The organism is Shimia sp. (assembly GCF_022448905.1).
GTDB lineage: Bacteria > Pseudomonadota > Alphaproteobacteria > Rhodobacterales > Rhodobacteraceae > Shimia.
In genome coordinates this window covers 131,048-149,534 of sequence record NZ_JAKVCW010000008.1, presented here as the reverse complement: position 1 = coordinate 149,534, position 18,487 = coordinate 131,048, and the positions used below count along the sequence as shown (strand labels likewise).

Annotated in this window: 17 protein-coding genes; 8 read left to right on the top strand and 9 right to left on the bottom strand. The window is 60.6% G+C overall.

The genetic code is table 11. From position 1 onward, the window contains the following. Positions 1-4: 4 nt before the first annotated feature. The 8 genes from fdh3B to MK208_RS11530 all read left to right on the top strand — a co-directional run bounded on the left by fdh3B (position 5) and on the right by MK208_RS11530 (position 9,383). Positions 5-598, top strand: a complete 594-nt coding sequence (gene fdh3B, locus MK208_RS11565; protein ID WP_168590772.1) for a formate dehydrogenase FDH3 subunit beta — start codon at positions 5-7, stop codon at positions 596-598. A 243-nt stretch (positions 599-841) separates the two neighbouring features. Continuing rightward, positions 842-1,921, top strand: a complete 1,080-nt coding sequence (locus tag MK208_RS11560) for a formate dehydrogenase subunit gamma (protein ID WP_366010901.1) — start codon at positions 842-844, stop codon at positions 1,919-1,921. A gap of 3 nt (positions 1,922-1,924) precedes the next feature. After that, the gene (locus tag MK208_RS11555; protein ID WP_294116678.1) at positions 1,925-3,223 is read left to right on the top strand and encodes a c-type cytochrome; all 1,299 of its coding nucleotides are present in this window, start codon (positions 1,925-1,927) and stop codon (positions 3,221-3,223) included. Position 3,224: 1 nt separating this feature from the next. Further along, on the top strand, positions 3,225-3,350 hold the full coding sequence (locus MK208_RS11550; protein ID WP_294116677.1) for a hypothetical protein: 126 nt from the start codon (positions 3,225-3,227) through the stop codon (positions 3,348-3,350). A 3-nt stretch (positions 3,351-3,353) separates the two neighbouring features. Beyond that, positions 3,354-4,742 (top strand): sigma-54 dependent transcriptional regulator, encoded by a 1,389-nt coding sequence (locus MK208_RS11545; protein WP_294116676.1) that lies wholly within the window; start codon positions 3,354-3,356, stop codon positions 4,740-4,742. Beyond that, the gene (locus MK208_RS11540; RefSeq protein ID WP_294116675.1) at positions 4,735-6,750 is read left to right on the top strand and encodes a cache domain-containing protein; all 2,016 of its coding nucleotides are present in this window, start codon (positions 4,735-4,737) and stop codon (positions 6,748-6,750) included. Before MK208_RS11545 ends, MK208_RS11540 begins: the two co-directional genes overlap by 8 nt. Before the next feature lie 139 nt (positions 6,751-6,889). Beyond that, positions 6,890-8,596, top strand: a complete 1,707-nt coding sequence (locus MK208_RS11535) for a cyclic peptide export ABC transporter (RefSeq protein WP_294116674.1) — start codon at positions 6,890-6,892, stop codon at positions 8,594-8,596. A gap of 4 nt (positions 8,597-8,600) precedes the next feature. After that, complete coding sequence (locus MK208_RS11530; RefSeq protein WP_294116673.1) at positions 8,601-9,383, top strand: hypothetical protein; 783 nt, start codon at positions 8,601-8,603, stop codon at positions 9,381-9,383. Here the strand turns inward: MK208_RS11530 and MK208_RS11525 are convergent. The 9 genes from MK208_RS11525 to MK208_RS11485 form a co-directional block, all read right to left on the bottom strand. Beyond that, positions 9,359-9,970: a CDP-alcohol phosphatidyltransferase family protein gene (locus MK208_RS11525; RefSeq protein WP_294116672.1), complete on the bottom strand. Its 612-nt coding sequence runs from the start codon at positions 9,968-9,970 to the stop codon at positions 9,359-9,361. The genes MK208_RS11530 and MK208_RS11525 overlap by 25 nt on opposite strands. 11 nt (positions 9,971-9,981) lie before the next feature. Beyond that, complete coding sequence (locus MK208_RS11520; protein ID WP_294116671.1) at positions 9,982-11,508, bottom strand: FGGY family carbohydrate kinase; 1,527 nt, start codon at positions 11,506-11,508, stop codon at positions 9,982-9,984. A gap of 106 nt (positions 11,509-11,614) precedes the next feature. After that, the gene (locus tag MK208_RS11515) at positions 11,615-12,733 is read right to left on the bottom strand and encodes a glycosyltransferase family 4 protein (RefSeq protein WP_294116670.1); all 1,119 of its coding nucleotides are present in this window, start codon (positions 12,731-12,733) and stop codon (positions 11,615-11,617) included. Then, a complete protein-coding gene (locus MK208_RS11510) occupies positions 12,730-13,878 on the bottom strand; it encodes an LptF/LptG family permease (protein ID WP_294116669.1) in 1,149 nt (382 codons plus the stop codon). The genes MK208_RS11515 and MK208_RS11510 overlap by 4 nt, the downstream gene beginning before the upstream one ends. Continuing rightward, a complete protein-coding gene (locus tag MK208_RS11505; protein ID WP_294116668.1) occupies positions 13,875-15,023 on the bottom strand; it encodes an LptF/LptG family permease in 1,149 nt (382 codons plus the stop codon). The genes MK208_RS11510 and MK208_RS11505 overlap by 4 nt, the downstream gene beginning before the upstream one ends. A 40-nt stretch (positions 15,024-15,063) precedes the next feature. Further along, positions 15,064-15,933, bottom strand: a complete 870-nt coding sequence (locus MK208_RS11500) for a phosphatidate cytidylyltransferase (protein ID WP_294116667.1) — start codon at positions 15,931-15,933, stop codon at positions 15,064-15,066. After that, the gene (locus MK208_RS11495) at positions 15,930-16,727 is read right to left on the bottom strand and encodes an SDR family oxidoreductase (protein ID WP_294116666.1); all 798 of its coding nucleotides are present in this window, start codon (positions 16,725-16,727) and stop codon (positions 15,930-15,932) included. The genes MK208_RS11500 and MK208_RS11495 overlap by 4 nt, the downstream gene beginning before the upstream one ends. Further along, positions 16,727-17,839 carry an inositol-3-phosphate synthase gene (locus MK208_RS11490; RefSeq protein ID WP_294116665.1) on the bottom strand — a complete coding sequence of 371 codons (1,113 nt, stop codon included), beginning with the start codon at positions 17,837-17,839 and terminating at the stop codon, positions 16,727-16,729. The genes MK208_RS11495 and MK208_RS11490 overlap by 1 nt, the downstream gene beginning before the upstream one ends. Continuing rightward, the gene (locus MK208_RS11485; protein ID WP_294116664.1) at positions 17,836-18,483 is read right to left on the bottom strand and encodes a DUF4833 domain-containing protein; all 648 of its coding nucleotides are present in this window, start codon (positions 18,481-18,483) and stop codon (positions 17,836-17,838) included. The genes MK208_RS11490 and MK208_RS11485 overlap by 4 nt, the downstream gene beginning before the upstream one ends. Positions 18,484-18,487: the final 4 nt, after the last annotated feature.

Genomic DNA, 18,487 nt, shown 5'->3' with positions numbered 1-18,487 from the left:
AGAAATGGCAAGAGCAAAGTTTCTCTGCGACGCCGAACGCTGCATTGAATGTAACGCCTGCGTCACGGCCTGTAAGAACGAGCACGAGGTGCCTTGGGGCATCAACCGTCGCCGCGTTGTAACCATCAACGACGGTACGCCGGGTGAGCGTTCGATCTCGGTGGCCTGTATGCACTGTTCCGACGCGCCTTGTATGGCCGTTTGTCCGGTGGATTGCTTCTACCAGAACGAAGAAGGTGTCGTGCTGCACTCCAAAGACCTCTGCATTGGCTGTGGTTACTGCTTCTACGCGTGTCCGTTTGGCGCGCCGCAGTACCCGCAGGCAGGCAACTTTGGCAGCCGTGGCAAGATGGACAAATGTACCTTCTGTGCTGGTGGCCCGGAGGAGAACCACTCCAACGCGGAATTCTCCAAATACGGCCGCAACCGGATTGCAGAAGGCAAACTGCCTCTCTGCGCCGAGATGTGCTCCACCAAAGCGCTGCTGGCGGGTGACGGGGACGTTGTCTCCGCGATCTACCGTGAGCGTGTTGTGGCGCGCGGCTTTGGCACCGGCGCCTGGGGCTGGGGTACAGCCTACGAACAGAAAGGCGGCTAAGGCCTGCCTTCAAAAAGTTGGCGGCGCGGATTTCCGCGCCGCCGATGCACCAGACACACTTGTCTCAAATGAGATGCGGCGGCTTTCCAAGGTGGTAAGGGCCGCTATGACTATTCAAACATCGAGGATGTGATGCGCGCGCTTCTTTGGATTGCACTAAGTTTTATGTTGGCTTTGCCTAGTTTTGCACAAGAGGCGCCTGATCGTTCCGCGACGGGCGGTGCCCAGACGCTGGAAGATATCATGGCCCGCCAACGCGGCGAAAAGCTGGATGACAGCTTCCGTCGGGATGCAACCGGTCAAGGCAATGTCGAGGCGTTGATGGGGCAACTCAGCACCCGTGGCACAGCCTCGGACGCGGACGTGTTCCGCGCGCTGCGCTATGGCAGTGCCGACACCCGAACCGCCGCGCGTGGACCGACATCCGGCCTCCTCATTCAGGATTCAGGCATGGCATGGCTGTCCTTTCGCGAAGGGCCGCTTCTGACCTATGGCTTGTGGTTCCTGGGCGGCATGATTGTCGTCATTCTCGGATTCTATCTCTACCGTGGCAAAATCCTGATCGACGGACCAAAGACCGGCCGCAACATTATCCGCTTTGTCGCCTTTGAGCGCTTCTGCCATTGGGTCATGGGGGTGAGCTTTATTCTTTTGGGCCTGACCGGGATTTACCTGATTGCTGGGCGCAAGTTCTTGCTGCCGTGGATGGGCCATGAAGCTTATGCCAGCATCGCCGAAGCGGGCAAATGGGTGCATAACAACATTTCCTGGGCTTTCATGATCAGCCTGGTGTTTGTCTTCATCATGTGGGTGAAGCACAACATTCCGGACCGTGGCGACATCAAATGGATGGCCAAGGCCGGCGGTCTGTTTTCCAAAGGCGTGCACCCGCCTGCCAAGAAATTCAACGCCGGTCAGAAGATCGTATTCTGGTCTGTAATCATCCTTGGCTTCTCGATCTCCCTCTCCGGTGTGGCGCTTTTGTTCCCGTTTGAGGTGTCGGTCTTTGCCAAGACCTTCCAGATCCTCAACATGACCGGTCTGCCTAACCTGATCATGGGGGCACCTTTGCCTGAGGTACTAAGCCCCTATGAAGAGATGCAGCTGTCGCAGCTGTGGCATGGCATTGTGGCCTTTGTCTTCATTGGCATCATCATCGCGCACATCTACCTCGGCAGCGTCGGCATGGAAGGCGCGCTGGAGACCATGGCGACAGGTGAGGTGGATGAGCAGTGGGCCAAAGAGCACCACTCCATCTGGTACGATGAGGAGATGGCCAAAGCCAAAGCGGCTGCGCCGGACAACGCCACACCTGCGGAATGACCCATGCGGGTGTGGGCGCCACTTCTGGCACTCTTGCTGTGGCCAGCAGCAACGCTGGCGGGTGACTTTTTCACCCTGGAAGGCCATGGCGGTCCCATCAAAGGGATCGCCGTGTCGCCGGATGGGCAACGTATTCTGACCGCCAGCTTTGACAACGCGCTTGGGCTCTGGTCCGCGCGCGCGCCTATGTGGTTGGACGGGCATGAGGCGGCGGTGAACACAGTGGCTTTTGTCGATGACACACGTGCAGTGTCCGGTGGCGATGATTTTGCCGTGCGGCTTTGGGACTTGGCCGCAGCGACATCGCTAGAGCTTGGCCGCCACAAGGGCAAAGTCATGTCGGTGCGCGTGTCGGGCGATCAGCAAATGGTGGCTTCAGCAAGCTGGGACGGCACCGTTGGGCTTTGGTCGCTTGATGGTGCTGCACCCCGCTTCATTAACGTGGGCTCCAACGTCAATGATGTGGCGTTTGGCGGGGATGGCTCCATTCTCTTTGTCGGGGCGGCGGACGGCAAGATCCGCATCTACGATGTGACCTCCGGAGAAATGCAGCAGTTGTTTTTCTCCAATGGCTTTGGTGTCAACAATCTGGTGCTGAACGAGGCAGCCGGATGGTTGGCGTTTGGCGCGGTGGATGGTGTGACCAAGATTGTTGACGTTCAAACAGCGGAGCTGATCAAAGACGTGACGCTGGAGCGCCGACCGATCCTGGCGATGGCCCTAGATCGTCAAGGTCAGCATCTCGCTGTAGGGGATGGCGAAGGTTACATCCTGTTGCTTGCCACGGAAGACTGGTCCGTTGCCAATGATTTCCGCGCCACCCATCGGGGGCCGGTCTGGGCGCTGGCGTTCTCGCAAGATGGCGAGAACATCCATGCCGGTGGATTAGACGACTCTCTGTTTAGCTGGCCTCTGTCAGATCAGGATGACGCCCCGCGCATGGTGGAACAGGACCGTGCCTTCCTGAATGGCAACGACAGCGCTTCCAACGGCGAGCGTCAGTTTCAACGCAAATGCTCCATCTGCCACACATTGACCGGAGACAGTGCGCGTCGAGCCGGGCCAACGCTTAAAAACGTGTTTGGCCGCCGTGCCGGGGCCGTGGCCGACTACAGCTATTCCGACACGTTACAGACATCAGACATCGTCTGGTCCGCGCAAACCATTGATGCGCTTTTTGATTTGGGACCAGACGTGTATATTGCGGGCACAAAAATGCCAGTTCAGCGCATCGCCCGCGCCGAGGATCGTGCAGATCTCATCGAGTATCTGCGGACTTACAGCGACATCAAGGACGACTGAGATGAAAACTTTTTTGCTAGCCTGTGTAACCGTCGCAGGGATTTCTGTTGTGGCCTATTACGGGCTGCACACCCTGGGCTTTTCCAGTACAGAAGCGGGCAGCGGACCTTCCGTACGACTGGACTAATCAATGAACCACCTCGAGCGACCACACTCCCGGAGCAAAGACCGCGCGTCTTCCGAATTTGGCATGGGGCTGTCTGCGGCCTCTGTTCTGGTGGTTGATGATGAGCCGGGCATTCGCAATTTTATTGTGAAAATACTGGAGCCTGTGGTCGCCCGTGTCGAGCAGGCGGCTAATACCGAGGTTGCCAGCCGGCTTTTGGATGCGAACCATTTTGACATTGTGATCCTGGACAATGTGATGCCAGGCACCACGGGGTTGGAATGGCTCAGCGAACAGCGCAAGTTGGGGTTCTTTGCCGACACGATCTTGATCACGGCTTTTGCCGATATGGACACGGCGATTGAGGCGATGCGCGCGGGCGCGGTGGATTTTGTCCTGAAGCCGTTCCGGTCCAATCAAATTCTCAACGCCGTGGCGCGCTGTGTGGATCGGGTGAACCTGCGGCGGGAAAACTACCTACTGAAATACGAGCTGGCCTCTGGCAATGAGCAGGTGCGCTCGCGCCTGTTGGGCAGTTCGCCGGAGATTGAGACAATCCGTGCCACCATGGCGCGGGCGGCGCCTTTGCCGACACCTGTATTGCTGACCGGTGACACGGGCACGGGTAAAGAGGTCTGCGCACGCGCAATCCATATGGTGTCGCCTCGGGCGGAAAAGCCTTTTGTGCCCATCAATTGCGCCACCATTGCCGGGGACATGATTGAACATGAGTTGTTTGGTCATATCCGCCAGGACGCAGGTGGACGCACGGTGCGCCATGACGGGGTGTTTATGAACGCCAATGGCGGCACGCTCTATCTTGATGAGATTGTGGAATTGCCGCTGCCTGTTCAAGCAGCATTGCTTCGGGTGATTGAGCAACGAAAAGTCAGGCCGGTTGGCTCATCGCGCGAAGTCCCGCTGGACCTGCGGTTCCTGTTTGCCACCAACGCAGACATGGAAGCGGCGGTGCAGGAAGGGCGCTTGCGCGAGGACCTCTATCATCGGATCAACGTGCTCAACATCCAAATGCCACCGCTGCGCACCCGCAATGGCGATTTGAAAGAGCTGGCGTTGATGTTCATTCAGCAGATTTCCAAGTCATTGGGGGTGCCGCCGTTGACCCTGTCCGAGGGCGTTTTGCTCAATATGGCGCGCTATGACTGGCCCGGTAACGTGCGGGAATTGCGCAATCTCATTGAACGGTCCCTGATTGTGGGGGAATGGGCGTCAGAGTTTGCGGCGGGCGGATCGGACGAAGAGGTTGAGGCCGTGGATAGCCTGGCGGCAGTGGAGCGGCGGCATATCCTGACAGTGTTGGATGCCTGCGACGGCAACCGGGCAGAGGCGGCGCGACGCTTGGGCATTTCCCGCAAAACCATCGACCGCAAATGTGCGATGTGGAATGACTGAGACCTCAGAGTCTCAAGGCCCTCCCCGTCAGGCGCCAGCAAAGCGTCGCGGCGCGTCCGTGCGGATGCGCCTTTTGGCCATTGCGCTTTTGCCAACACTGGTGATCATGCCGCTGTTCTTCATTGTGACGGCGGTCAACTGGTCCTCGCGGTTTGACAACCTGTTGATTGCAAAAGTGAATGGCGAGCTCACCATCGCGCAGCAATTCCTCAGCCAACTGTTGGAAAACAGTGACCTGCGGATGCAGGCGCTAGCGGAGAGTTCTGCCTTTGTGGATCGCGTGGTGTCTCAAGACCGCAATGCGGTTTTGACGCTTTTGGACAACAAGAAAGCCGAGATGGGGCTCGATTTTCTCTACTACATCAACGCCGACGGGGCGGTGTGGTCCTCGCCGCGGTTTGTGGATGATATGGGGCTCACCAAATGGCCGGTGGTGTCGCAGGCATTGGCCGGCACAGGCTCGGCGCAGATTGATATTTTTAGCGAGTTTGACCTAGGGCAAGTATCTGACAATCTTGCGGAAAAGGCGAGGATCAATTTGGTGTCCACGCAGGCGGCTGTGCCGACAGAACGCACCGAGGAAACCCGGGGTATGGTGGTGCATGCCGCCACACCGGTTGAGGGCAGCGGCCGTAGCGGGGCGCTGGTTGGGGGCGTGTTGTTGAACCGCAATCTGACCTTCATCGATACAATCAACGATCTGGTCTATCCCACTGCGAGTTTGACCGAAGGCAGCCAAGGCACAGCGACGCTTTTCCTAGAAGACGTAAGGGTTTCCACCAATGTGCGCCTGTTTCAGGACGAGCGCGCCCTAGGCACGCGGGTGTCGGCGGCGGTCTATGAAACCGTGCTGGAACGTGGCGAGGTTTGGCTGGATCGGGCCTTTGTGGTGAACGACTGGTACATCTCGGCCTATGAACCGATCATCGACAGCTTTGGACAGCGGGTTGGCATGCTTTATGTGGGTTTTCTGGATCAGCCGTTTCGGGATGCGAAGTTCTCGACCATCCTGACTTTTGCCGTTGCTTTTGTGGTTATCATTCTGATTTCCGTGCCAATTTTCCTGCGCTGGGCGCGGCAGATTTTTGCACCACTGGAGCGGATGGTGCGGACCATTGGACGAGTGGAGGAGGGCGATCTGAACGCGCGGACGCGGGTTGAGGATGGCGGTGAAATTGGCCGTGTTGCGGCGCAGATGGACAACCTGCTGGAGCAAATTCAGGAGCGAGATCGGGAACTTACGCGGCGGGTGGTGGCGCGGACGCGGGACCTGGAAGACGCCAATAGGCGGCTTGAGGCGACCTCGAAACAGTTGGTGGTGTCTGAGAAATTGGCCGCCGTGGGCGAGATCGCGGCCGGGATCGCGCATGAGATCAACAATCCGGTGCAGGTGATTCAGGGCAATCTGGATGTTTTGCGGGTGCAATTGGGCGACGATGCAGACCTGGTGAAGACTGAGTTGCGGCTGATTGATGAGCAGACGCATTCGATTTTCCTGATTGTGAACAAGCTCTTACAGTTCACGCGGCCGGACGAATATGCCGAGGGCAGCGAGGAGCATCGCCCCGCCGACATCATCACGGATACGTTGCCGCTTGTGCAGCATTTGCTGAGCAAAGGGCATATCGCGCTCTCGCTGGAGCTTGAAAGCCTTAAGGCAATCTCGATCCACCGCACGGAGCTGCAACAAATCCTGATCAACCTGATGGTCAATGCGATCCACGCGATGCCAGAGGGCGGGGCTTTGACCGTGGGGGCATTAGACGCGGATCGGGATGGAAAAGCGGGGGTTCTGCTCTTTGTGAAAGACACAGGAATGGGCATGGACAGTGACGTTTTGGCCCGGATATTTGATCCGTTTTTTACAACAAAACAAGGCGAAGGCACCGGTTTGGGCCTGTCGATCACCCGCAAGCTGGTGGAGCGCTACGATGGAGAGATCGAGGCGGACAGCTTGGTTGGCCAAGGCACCGAATTCCGCGTGTGGTTCCCGGCGACTTTGGCCTGAGATTCGGGGCAAAAGCGCGAAAAACCGGTCCAAAATTGCAACGTCGGTAGTGTGTCGGTATCGCGACTGTATTGCGGAGGTGGCGGTTTTGCGGGCAAAAACCGTTAACGCAAGGGCGTGAAGGCCAAATATTTTAGACATGAATTCAAACGCGGATATATCAGACAGCGCCGGTAAGCCGGGTGTGGCCGACGTTTTGCGGCAGCGGGCAGAGGTGGCACGGTTCCTGTTGGATGCCGGTCTGGGCCTGCGCGACCCAATTGTTTTCCTCACGTTGATCTCCGGGATAAGCCGTGCGGGCATGATCTTTGCCATCAACGAAACCGCGCGCAGCCATGCCGAGGGGCTGGGTTGGTCCGTTTGGCTGTTGCTGTTCTGTGCAGCGGGCATGGTTGTGTCGGCGTACCTGCAAAAGGTGCGGGCCTTCACATTGATCACCCGCATTGAGGCGCAGATGCGCCTCCGCTTGTCCGAGCTGCTGCTGCGGGCCAACATCGATTTCCTGATCTCTGGACGGCACGGCAAAGTTTATGGCGCAATGACGGCGGAGGTGAACCAACTGGCGCAGGCGGTGATCCATTTGGTGGAGGCGATTGGTGCGGCGATTGTGCTGCTGTTTGCCATTCCCTACTTGTTTTTCGTGAGCTGGATCGCCGGTGTCGCCGCCGTGGCGGCCATTGCACTTGGTGGGATTGGCTTTGCCTTTATGGACGGCCCCGCGCGGGTTTGGGCCTTAAAGGCGTCCGACAGTTTTGCCGCCTATTGTGACCGTGTTAGTGATATGTTGGGTGGCTGGAAAGAGCTGCGGCTGCGGGCCAGTCGGCGCGCGGCGCTGGAGGCGGAAACCAAAGACGTGATTGCGGCGCAGGTGGCGCATAAAATGCGCTCTGAACGGTTGTTTGCGGCCAGCACCGGCGGCGGGCAGGTCGCGGTGGCGCTGTTGATGTGTTTTGTGGTGATTGTGCTGCCACAGTTGCAGGGCGGCGATGCGATTGTGATGTTCCAGGTGCTGACCATCATCTTTCTGGTGAACGGTCCGACGGAGTTGGTGTTCAACACGCTGCCGGTTTTGAGCCGGGCGGAGAACAGTTTTTACAAGATCAAAGCTGTGGAGATGGAGTTGAGTGCGGCGCAGAGTTTGGCGCTGACGGCGGCGCCTGAGTTGTGCAGAAGCTTTGACGAAATTGCACTGCGTGGTGTTGAGGCCAATGTTGGCGAGGCGCGCGACGGTGTGGTGCCGTTTCATCTGGGGCCGATTGACCTGACCTTTCAGCCCGGAGAGACGGTGTTCATTTGTGGGGGCAATGGTTCTGGCAAAACCACGCTGTTGTCGCTGATTACCGGGATGCGGCATCCTGAGGCGGGAGAGATCACGCTGGATGGTGCCGGGCTGACGGACAGCACAACCGCCAGCTATCGCGAGCTGTTTTCGGCGGTGTTTGCGCAGTACCACCTGTTTGACCATGCCTATGGGCTGACCGCCGCGGAGCTGGGGGAATTGGAAACGCGAATTGCGCAGCTGGGGCTGGCGCAGCGGGTGCAGTTGTTGGGCGACAAGTTTTCCAACACGTCTTTGTCGGCCGGGCAAAGCCGCCGCTTGGCACTGGCCGTGGCTTTGGCAGAGCAGCGGCCGATCATTGTACTGGATGAATTTGCTGCCGATCAGGACCCGGCCAACCGGGCGTTCTTTTATGACGTGTTGATGCCGGAATTATCAGCATCGGGGCGGCTTGTCGTAGCGGTGACACATGATGATCACCAATTTGGGAAATGTGATCGCTTGATCAAAATGGACTCGGGGCGCATCGTGTCAGATGAGCGTATGCCGCGCCGCAAAGAGGTTTGAAGGTATGAGTGAAACGCAATGGCGCCCGGCGCTGAGCACTGGTTGGGCGATGCTGGTGTCTTTGGTCACAACCGGATTTGTCACCCTGTTGGTGAATGCGCAAATCTATCCCGCGCGGTGGAAATTTGCGGGGTTTTACCCGGAGAAAACCGCCGAGCGGCCGTACACCATCAGCGAGTCCATTGGGGATCCGCGCATTGGCGAGCCTTTTGCGGATTGGCTTTTGCTTGGCGCGCCGGTCCTGTTTGTCGGCGTGTGCCTGTTGACGCTTCCAACTTTGCGGGAGCTGCAAGCCAGCGGCAATGGCACGCGGCGGATTGCCGTGCTCACCTGGATCGTAGTGGTGCTGCAACTCTTGGCCTGTGTTGGTCTGGTGATCCTAAGCCAATACAGGTTTCCGCATTTTCGTGATGAGCATATGGCGGGTAGCTATTTGTTCTTCTTCAGCCAAGCCTTTGTTGTGGTCTTTGGCGAGGTGTTGTCCCGCAGCTACGCCGCATTGGGTCCAGAAGGTCAAGTCGCCGGGCGCGTTTGGTCACCGCGGTTTGCCGGGTGGCGGCGGGTGTACGTTTGGGTGCCGATTTATCTGGGACTGGCTTACTTGGCGTTGTTTTTGGGGAAGGGCTATGCGCCAGACTCGATCCGGTTCGAGGTCTATTTGGCCTATGTCAGCACGGAGTTGTTTCTTCTGAGTTCGTTTTTGTTTTACGTGATGAGCTATGCTCCGGATATGTGGTGTGCCTGGAAGGCAAGCCGGGCGCACTATTCGTCGCTGGAGGCGTCCTGAGCGCGCAGCATCTGTGTGGCGCGGCGGGCGCGTTGTAGCGCGGTGACGTGGGCAAGAATGGCAAACCCGGCAAGGCCCCAGAGGATGGCGGTGTCGCCGAGCACGCCTGCGATCAGCAGCATGGCGCAGAGGTAGATCACGCGCTCCATCCGCTCAAAGAAGTCGGGCCAGTCGGTGTTGGACACGGGCATTTCGATGGCGGTGCGGGCTTTGGCGTAGGAGGTGATGATCGAGCCTGAGAAACAGGCCAGCGCCAGCGGCCAGGCGTCATGAATATGCGCCAGCGTGGCGAGCACGGCGAGCTCTTGGTAGCGGTCGACCATGGCGTCAAAATAGCCGCCGGCTTTGGTGGACATGTTGCGACGGCGGGCGACCGCCCCGTCCAGCGCGTCAAACACAAAGGCCACGATCAGGGTTGCGCCGTACAGCGCGGGCGATTGGTGCCAGAGATAGGCCAGCGAAACGAGGAGGATCAGCACCAGACCGATGAAGGTAACCTGATTGGGTGTCAGGCGGGCTTTGACCAAGGGGGTGGCCATGGCCTCCCACAGCGGGTCGATGGTGGATTTCATCAGGCCATCAATCATGGCGGTGTCCTTCAGGTGTAGCTGCGGATCGCGAGGCGGCGGATTTTGGCGAGTTGTTCGGCGCGGGCGGCGAGTTGGGCGGTGCGTGTTGGGTTAGGCGTGTAACTGGCGGAGGTGCGGGTTTTGAGCGTGGCGGCGGCATCGCACACACTACCTGCCCAGCCCATCAGTGGCGCGGCCAATGTGGCGGTGCCAAGCATACCGGCGTGACGGGCGGAGCAGACGCGGATGTCGCGGTTGAGCGCGTCGGCCAGCGTTTGGGCAAAGACCGGGTCAGAGGCGACGCCACCGACAATGGAGAGCGGGCCGAAGGTTTGGGCGCCTTTCTCGCGGGCGACTTTGGACATAGCCCAGCGGAGATTGAGCGCAACGCCTTCGATGGTGGCGCGGCGCAGGGCATTTTTGTCGTGGTGCAGGCTCAGGCCGTGGAAGGTGCCGCGCAGGGCGGAGTTGTCCACCGGCACCCGTTCGCCCGCGAGCCAGGGCAGAAAGAACGGGTCATCATCTTGGGGTGTGCCGATGGCGGCAAAGCGGGTGTCTTTGGCGCCGTTGCCGGTGAGTTGGCAGACCCAATCAAGCGCGGACCCGGCGTTTTCCTGGCTGGCGATCAGCAGGGGGCGGTAGCCGAGGCCGGAGGTGATGGTGGCGTAGGAATGCGCCACAGACAGGCGGCGGGTGGGGAAGAACCCTGCGATCCAGGCGGAGGTGGCCACCGAGATGTGCAGCGCGCCGTCGTTCACTTCGCCGGAACCCAATGCGGAGGCCATGACATCAGACGTGCCCCCCAAGACTTTGACCGTGGCGTCGAGGCCAAGCTCGGCGGCAGCCTGGGGCGTGAGGGTGCCCACGATGGTGTCGGCTTGGGTGATCGGGGCCAGTTTGGCGCGCTCGATGCCGGTGAAGGCGCAAAGCGCATCGGACCAGCCTTCGCGGCCGGTGCGGCTGTCCATGACCCAGCTGAGATTGGCGCTTTCGGGGCTGGTGGTCATCTCGCCGGTGGCGCGGTGCACCAGCCAGTCTTTCACATCCACCATCCAGCGGGTCTTGGCGTAGATTTCCGGTTCCTGCCGCATCACCCAGAGCATCTTTGCGGTGGGGTCCATGCCGTTTTTGGCGGGCGCGCCATTGGCCAGGCGTAGCCACTTGAGCAGGCGTGGGAGGTTATAGCCATGCACCTCCGGAAAGCCGCCGGTGAGTTTTTTGCCCAAAGGGGCGGCCCGTTTGTCGAGCCATGTCAGGCAAGGCCGCAGGGGCGTGCCATTGGCGTCGCAACAGACCAGCCCGCAGAGTTGCGAGGAAAACACCAGTGCGGCGGCGCGTTTGGACAGGTCCGGCACCTCTTGGCGAAGGGTGGCCAGCGCATGGGCCAATGCGCCCCACCAATCGTCGGGGGATTGTTCGGCGATGCCGCCGGTTTTTAGAACCAACGGATAGCTCTCGGTGACGCGGGCCAAAACAGAGAGGCTGCTGTCCACCACGCCGACCTTCACGCCGGAGGTGCCAAAGTCGGCTGATATGACCAAATCGCCCTTTGTCACGCGGCGCACCTCAAAAAACGTCGTCCTAAAAAAGCGCCTGTCACAGGCAAAAATCTTGAGTCAGGTGTGGCATGCGGTCGGCAAGTTTGGCAAGGGCCGGAACGCCTTAGGTCGGGGCGGCCAAGGCCTGTGCGTATAATTTCACGTATTCGGGGCCTACGGTGGCAACGTCAAATTCCATGGCGTGTTTGCTCGCCCATTTGCTCAATCGGGCTCGATTGTCGGGATCATTTGCCAGGTTGATCAGCGTTTGCGCCAGAGCGGCGGCGTCTCCGGGCGGCACCAGCAGGTCCGCACCTATTCCGGTCATCACGGTGGCAAAGCCCTCGTTGGCGGCGGCGACTGGCAGGGTGCCTGCGGCCATGGCCTCGATCAGCACAAGGCCAAAGCTCTCGCCATGCAAGGCAGGAGCGGCGAAGACATCAGCAGAGGCAATGAGGGCGCGGGCTTCGGCATCACTGGGCGGCGGTTTGAAGGTGATGTTCGGCAAGTTGGCCGCTTGCAGGCGCAGGGCGGGTTCCTCTTCGCCTGCGCCTGCGATGATCAATTCAGCGTTGGGGACGGCTGTGGTCACGGTGTGCCAAGCGTCGAGCAGAACAGACACACCTTTGCGGGCTTCCAAACGCCCCATGTAGACCACGCGGAAGGCTTTGGATGGCTTTGCAGACTCTCCTGCGGCGCGCCAGTCTGACAGGTCGATGCTGGGCGGCAAGATGACGGGCACAGGATTGGCACCGGCGGCCTCCCATTGGCGAAACGGCGCCATGGACGGCACGACTACGCGGCTGATGCTACGGTTAAAGTAGTGGCCCACGCGGCGCAGAGCGGCGGACATGGGGTCGAACCCCGCGCCTTCCGGCAGGGTGGCGTGGAAGGTGGCGATGCTGGGCAGCTTGAGGGCGCGCCACATCTGCCACGGCAAAAGCGGGGTCCATGGCGTGTGCATGTGGATGACCTCCGCGCCCCAGTCACGCAGCTCTGACACGGCGGTTTTGATGTCTTGGCGCGTGGCGCGACTGACCTCGAAACTGGTGCCATGGATCGACCACGGTCGGGCGCTGCCAACCGTCATCAGGCCCTCTTCTTTGTGCGCCGGATTACCCGGCGGCGCGACGATGCGCACCTCATGGCCTTGGGTACGGCACCAAGCGGCGAGGTCACGGATGTTGCTTTGCACCCCGCCGGGGCGGTCCATGGCGTAGGGCGTCAGCTGCACAATCTTCATGGCAGGCTCCGTGTGGTGCGGCGCAGGTGTGGCAGGTAACCAGCTTGATACAGTTGCAGGAGCGTGGCGAGGCCAAGCGCAAAGAACGCGGGCAGGGTGGCGGCCAGCATGGGTGGCACAACGCCATGGATGCCAAGCGCCCAGAAGACTTTCACGGACACCACAGCGAGGTAGCCTACCGTGGCGAGCGCCAGCAGTTTGAACGGCGACAAGCGGCGGCCTTGGGTGCCGAGGCTTGCGAGGCTGACACCCAAGAAGGCAAAGATGCTGGGCAAGAAGATCGCAACCTTGCGCACGGCGAGTGCGGTGCCTGCGTCTGTGGCCGTGGGGGTGGCCTCAGACGTGTCGGTGGCGGCAATGATGCGGGCGACGTCGTTGGGCAGGTAGTAGCCGTCGATGCCGTACCAGCGCAGCTTTTCAGCGGAGATATTCAGCGCGAGGTCGAGTTTGGGCTCTATCTCTGGTGACTTTTTGGTGGTGTCCCAAATGGTCACGTCTTTGAGGGTCCAGACATTTAACAGGCCGCGTGGGGTGACGGTGTTTGCGTGCAAAACGTGGGTGAGCGCTGGCTGATCGATGCCGTAAAACAGCATCAGGTTGCTGAGCTGGGCCTCCGGGCCACGGGTGACAGTGGCGCGCAAGGCGCGGGTGTCGGTGAGCACCCATTGCGTGCCCACGTCGGTGTCGTAATAGCGGTTGCCATAGTCGCCGAGATTGGCCGCGACTTGAGCCTCTACCGCAGTGGGGCGCAGCCAGTTTTCACCGGCCATTTGCACGGTGCCCAGCAATAGGCCAGAGATCAGCAGGGCCGTGAGGCGCAGGCTTGGACTGGCACCCGCGGCGGCCAGCACCACATCATCCAGCCGTTGATGGCGCAACAGGGTCACCACAAAGCCGCCCGCGACGCAGGCCATTGTCAGCAGGCGGGTCACGATGTCGGTGCTGCGGTAGCCAATGTAAGGCAACAGCACCTGCCACAGCGGGCTGTCCGTGGCCTCCGCACGAGCGCGGACGGTGTCGAGCCATTTGGCCAGATCAATGGTCAGGGCCACAACCAGCAGGATGAACATCATGAAGCCAATGGCGGCGAGATCGCCGCGCACCATGGCGCGCACGGCCAAGCCTGTGTGACGGCGCCAGCTCATGTGCGGCCTCGTTGCGGGGTCATCAGCGCTTCGCCGCGCCAGAGCAGGTAGGTGAGCGGAGGGCCGAGGTAAAAGGCCAGTGCAAGCAGCAAGAGAACTGGTGTTGGGAATGTGGCGGACCATTCCGCCAGCAGGGCGCGGCTGGCCACATCGACGGACATCATCAGCAGCGCGACCAAGGGCAGGGCGGCATGACGCCAAGGACCCGCGCCCCCGATCAGCAAGGCGGCCAAGGCCAGCAGCCCTGCCATGGGCACCATCAGCGCGCGAGTGACAAGGCGGGTGAGTTGGGCGGGTTGATTGGCGTTCAGATCCAGCAGTTGCTCCGCGGCGGTGCGGGTGGTGTCCGGTGTGGGCAGGGCGTCCGCCATTTGAAAGGCAAAGCTGGCTTGGGCGGTCTTAAACCGGTTGAGCGGTTTGGGTTGTCCACTTGGGTAGGGCGCTTCGAGCACAGAAAGTGATTGGAGCGTGATGGTGTGGGTATCGGCCGGGGCTGGGTCGGTGACCTGCCAGTCCTGCGATTGCGCCACCCGCCAGTTGCCGTTTTGATTTGGCTGAAACACAAACAGCTGGCCGCGAGACTGGGCTGCGTCCTGCGGTGGGGTGGCAATGAAAGTGGTGTCGCGGATGGTTTGCAGGGTGGTGTGATCGGTGCTGGTGTTGATGCGGGACAGCACGTGGTCTTTTTGCAGCGCGGCGAGGGCGAGGCGTTCGCCGTATTTGGCCATCGGCAGCACCAGCCCGGCGTTGAGAAAGCTGAGCAACCCGCCGCAGGTGCCCAGCAGCAGCACAAAGGCGATCACGCGGCCCCAGTGGATGCCCGCGGTGGCGAGGATCACCAGCTCGCCGCGATTGCGGGCGTCCTGCGTGGCAAAATAGGTGGCGATCAGCAGGCTGATGGCGAGGGCGAGGTCGAGGATCTCGGGTGTCTTGAAGCTGAGCAAATGCAGCACGTCGCGTGCGGTGCCTTCGTAGCGTAGGGCATGCTCCATCAGAGTGGTGAAGCTTTCGGCGAGGAATATGGCTTCGATCACCAAAAGAAGCAGCAACAGCCGCAAGATCAACGGCTTGCCCAGCACGCGCACAATTGGCAGCCGGGGCAGGGGCAGCACAAATTTGCGTGTGTGAGGGCGGTGTTGTCTCATGGGGTGAGTGTCTCTGCCAAGGCGGGGGCTGGCAAGGGTCTCACCACAGTTGCGTGACTGTGTGCAGGGCGGTGATGCCCGCGCCGGCGGCGATCCAGCTGTCGAGACTGTCCAAAAGGCCGCCCTGACGGGGCAGGACTTGCGGGAAGTCTTTCACGCCTGCGATGCGTTTGTGGCGCGAGGCGGCGAGGTCGCCGACCACTGCGAGGACACCGACAAGCAGCGCGGTGAGGGCGGCGGGCAAGAGTGGCAGGTCGAGGAAGGCGGCGGTGATCAGGGAGAGGGTCAGCAGGGCGAAGCCGCCGCCGAGCAGGCCTTCAACGGTTTTGTTGGGGCTGAGAGTGGGGAAGGCTTTGGTGCGGCCCCACATGGCGCCGAAGAACAGCGCAAAGCTGTCGAAGATTTCCACCATCAGGTAGGTGGCGAGCAGGAGTGCGGCAAGGGCTGGGTCGGCTGTGCCTGAGGCCAGCAGGCAGGCGGGCAGGATTGGGAAGACCAGCGTGGACGCGATGGCTTTGCGCCGTCCGATGATCAGCCGGGCGAGGGCAATGAAAAACAGGCCCAAAGCGGCCAAGCCACCCCATTCAAACACCATGGCGGCACAGGCCAATGCGGCTGCTGCGAGGCCGAGCAGGAAGGCGGTTTGTTTTGAGGGCAGGCGCACAAAGACAACTTCGTAGCTGATGCGCGCCACGATTGCGGGAAGGGCGATGAATAGCGCGGTATCTCCAAGCCAAAACAGCGCCGTCAGCACAGCAATCAAGGCAACGGCGGTGCCGAGCGTTTTGCCAAACTCAATCGCGTCTTTGCGGCGGGCGGGGATCATTGCGAGTACGGCAATGATGCCAAAACCAAAGGCGTAGATGGCGACAATTGCGGTGGTAACCTGGGGTAACGTGAGGGTGGTCATTTGGCCTCGTGTTTGCGGATGATCCGCCTCTGATGCCAGCGCAGGATGGGCGAAATCAGGCTGCTGAGACCGTTCAGCAGCAGCATTTGCGGCCCCGGTGTGACCACCGGTTTGCCCTCTTCCATGCCTTTGATCAGGCGGCCAGCCACATCCACCGGCTGCCACAATCCGCCACCCTCGGTGATTTCTTGCGTGGCGCTAGGCTTGGTGCGTTTTTCCGCCTCAAGCTGGGGCGTGTCGGTGTCCGGTGGGTAGATCAGCGTCACCGAGATGTTGGTGTTTTCTAACTCCAGATGTAGGATTTCCGCCAATCCGCGCAGGGCAAATTTGGAGGGCGCATAGGCACCATAGCCGTAGATGCCAAAGAAAGCCGCACCGGAGGCGATCAGGCCAAAGCGCCCGCCGCCCGAGGCTGCCATGGGCCCACGCAAGGTCTCGATGAAGGTGAGCGTGCCAAAATAGTTCACGTCCATATGGCGCTGATGCTGTTCAAAGCTTTGCTCGCGGAACAGGCCCGGCTCGGCGATGCCCGCACTGGCAATGGCCATGTCCGGTGGGCCAATTTTGCGCACTGCCGCTTTTAGCGCTTCGACAAAGCTTGCGCGGTTGGCCACATCTACGGCGAAGACTTCAACTTCGATGTCCGGGGCCGCCTCCAGCAGCGCGTCTCGGGCGGCCAGAAGTTTGGCAGCGTCGCGCGCAAACAGCGCGAGGCTGTAGCCTTTGATCGCCAGCTCCCAAGCGGCGGCAAAGCCAATGCCGCTAGAGCCGCCGGTTATGAAGGCCGCGGGCATCAGGCCTCGTCGTTCACAAAGCGCAGAACCACGTCATGCGCGTCGGTGTCTTCGATCTGTTCCGGCGGGTGTTTGAACAGGAAGGCAGAGGCCTCGGAAATGGGGCCCGCCAAACCGCGATCCTTTGCGATGCGCGCCAAACGGATGGCCACCAGCGCTTCGGCGGCGGCGTTGGGGCTGTCTTCCACGTCCAGACGCACTTCGATGTTGGTACGCGCGCCGCCGAACAGGCGGCCTTCCAGACGCACATAAGCCACTTTGCGGTCCTTGAGCCACGGCACATAATCGGACGGGCCGATGCGAATGTCGTTTTCGTCCAGCCGCTGCTCCATGGCGGATTGCACCGCCTCGGTCTTGCTTTCGCGTTTGTTGGTCAGGCGGGCGTTTTCGCTCATGTTGAGGAAGTCGGTGTTGCCGCCCACGTTGAGTTGATAGGTGCGGTCGATCTCCACGCCGCGCATTTCCGCCAGATTGGCGAGGGTGCGGTGCAGGATGGTGGCGCCCATCTGTGCTTTGAAATCATCGCCAAGGATCGGGAGACCTGCGGCGCGGAATTTTTCGGCCCAAACCGGATGGGAGGCGATGAACACGGGGATGCCGTTGACCACCGCCACGCCTGCGGCCAGCGCGCATTCGACGTAGAACTCCACCGCCTGTTGGGAGCCAACCGGCAGGAAGATGATCATGACGTCCGCGTTGAATTCTTTAAGCTTGGCGACGATCTCGTCTTTGCTTAGCGCGGGCGCGTCCGACAGGCGGAAGCTGCGGTCTGCGGGATTGGCCAGCATATGCGCCGCCACACCATCCAGATCGGGGCCGCGCAGCACGGGGGCAGTTTGATCCGCCAGATCGGTGTGGAATTGTTCAGTGCAGTTGGGTGCGGCAAAGGCGGCTTCGCCCAGGGTTTTGCCGACCTTACGGCTGTCGACGTCAAACCCGGCCACCAGCTCCACGTCTCCCGGGGTGTACCCCGCCAGCTCCGGAAAACTGACCCCCACGGCCTGATCACCTAAGGCCCGGCAGTAGGACACCCCCTGGATCAGCGAGCTGGCGCAATTGCCAACGCCAACAATGACGGTGCGGATGGGGGAGGAAGCTGAGGCGTGGGTCATTCGGTATAAGCTCCGCCGGAAACGGCAATGGTATGAGTGACATAAAGACCGGTTTGCGGGTCGTTTGTATAGAGGCGCAGGCGCGTGACTTTGGGAAAAAGGCCGCTCTCGTCCACGTCCAGATAGGCGTAGATCAGGCGATACTCACGGTCTTCGATGCGGGCAAACAGCGCGGCTTTGAACGGGGCGGTCTGGCGCAATTCCAATTGTTGGGATTTCAGCCCATTGAAGGTCAGACGTAGCGTTTGTGGATTGGCGGTATTTTGGACACGCACGCCAAAGCCAAAGGCGCGTTCATACCAGGGCAGGGCCATGACCTGCCCCTGTTCCTGAAACCGACGCCAGTAGACCGCCACCGGTGCGTCGGGGTTCAGGTTGCCGGCTTTGTCAAAATGCGCGGTGTAGACCACGGTATTGGCGTTCAGCGTGCGTTGCAGAAAGAACAGTTGATGCGCGTCAGAGGGAAACCGAAACGCGCGGTTCACATGCGGCAGCTGCGGGGTTTCGCTGCGCGACAGATGGGTGAGCGCGGGTTTGGCCGCTGATGCAGACAGGGGAAGCAAGAGCGTCACAAGGGCCAGCAGGCAGATGCCCGTCATCGCCCGGCACAGGCGCGGCAAAGTCGTGAGTGCGTGCCCGGTCATGTCG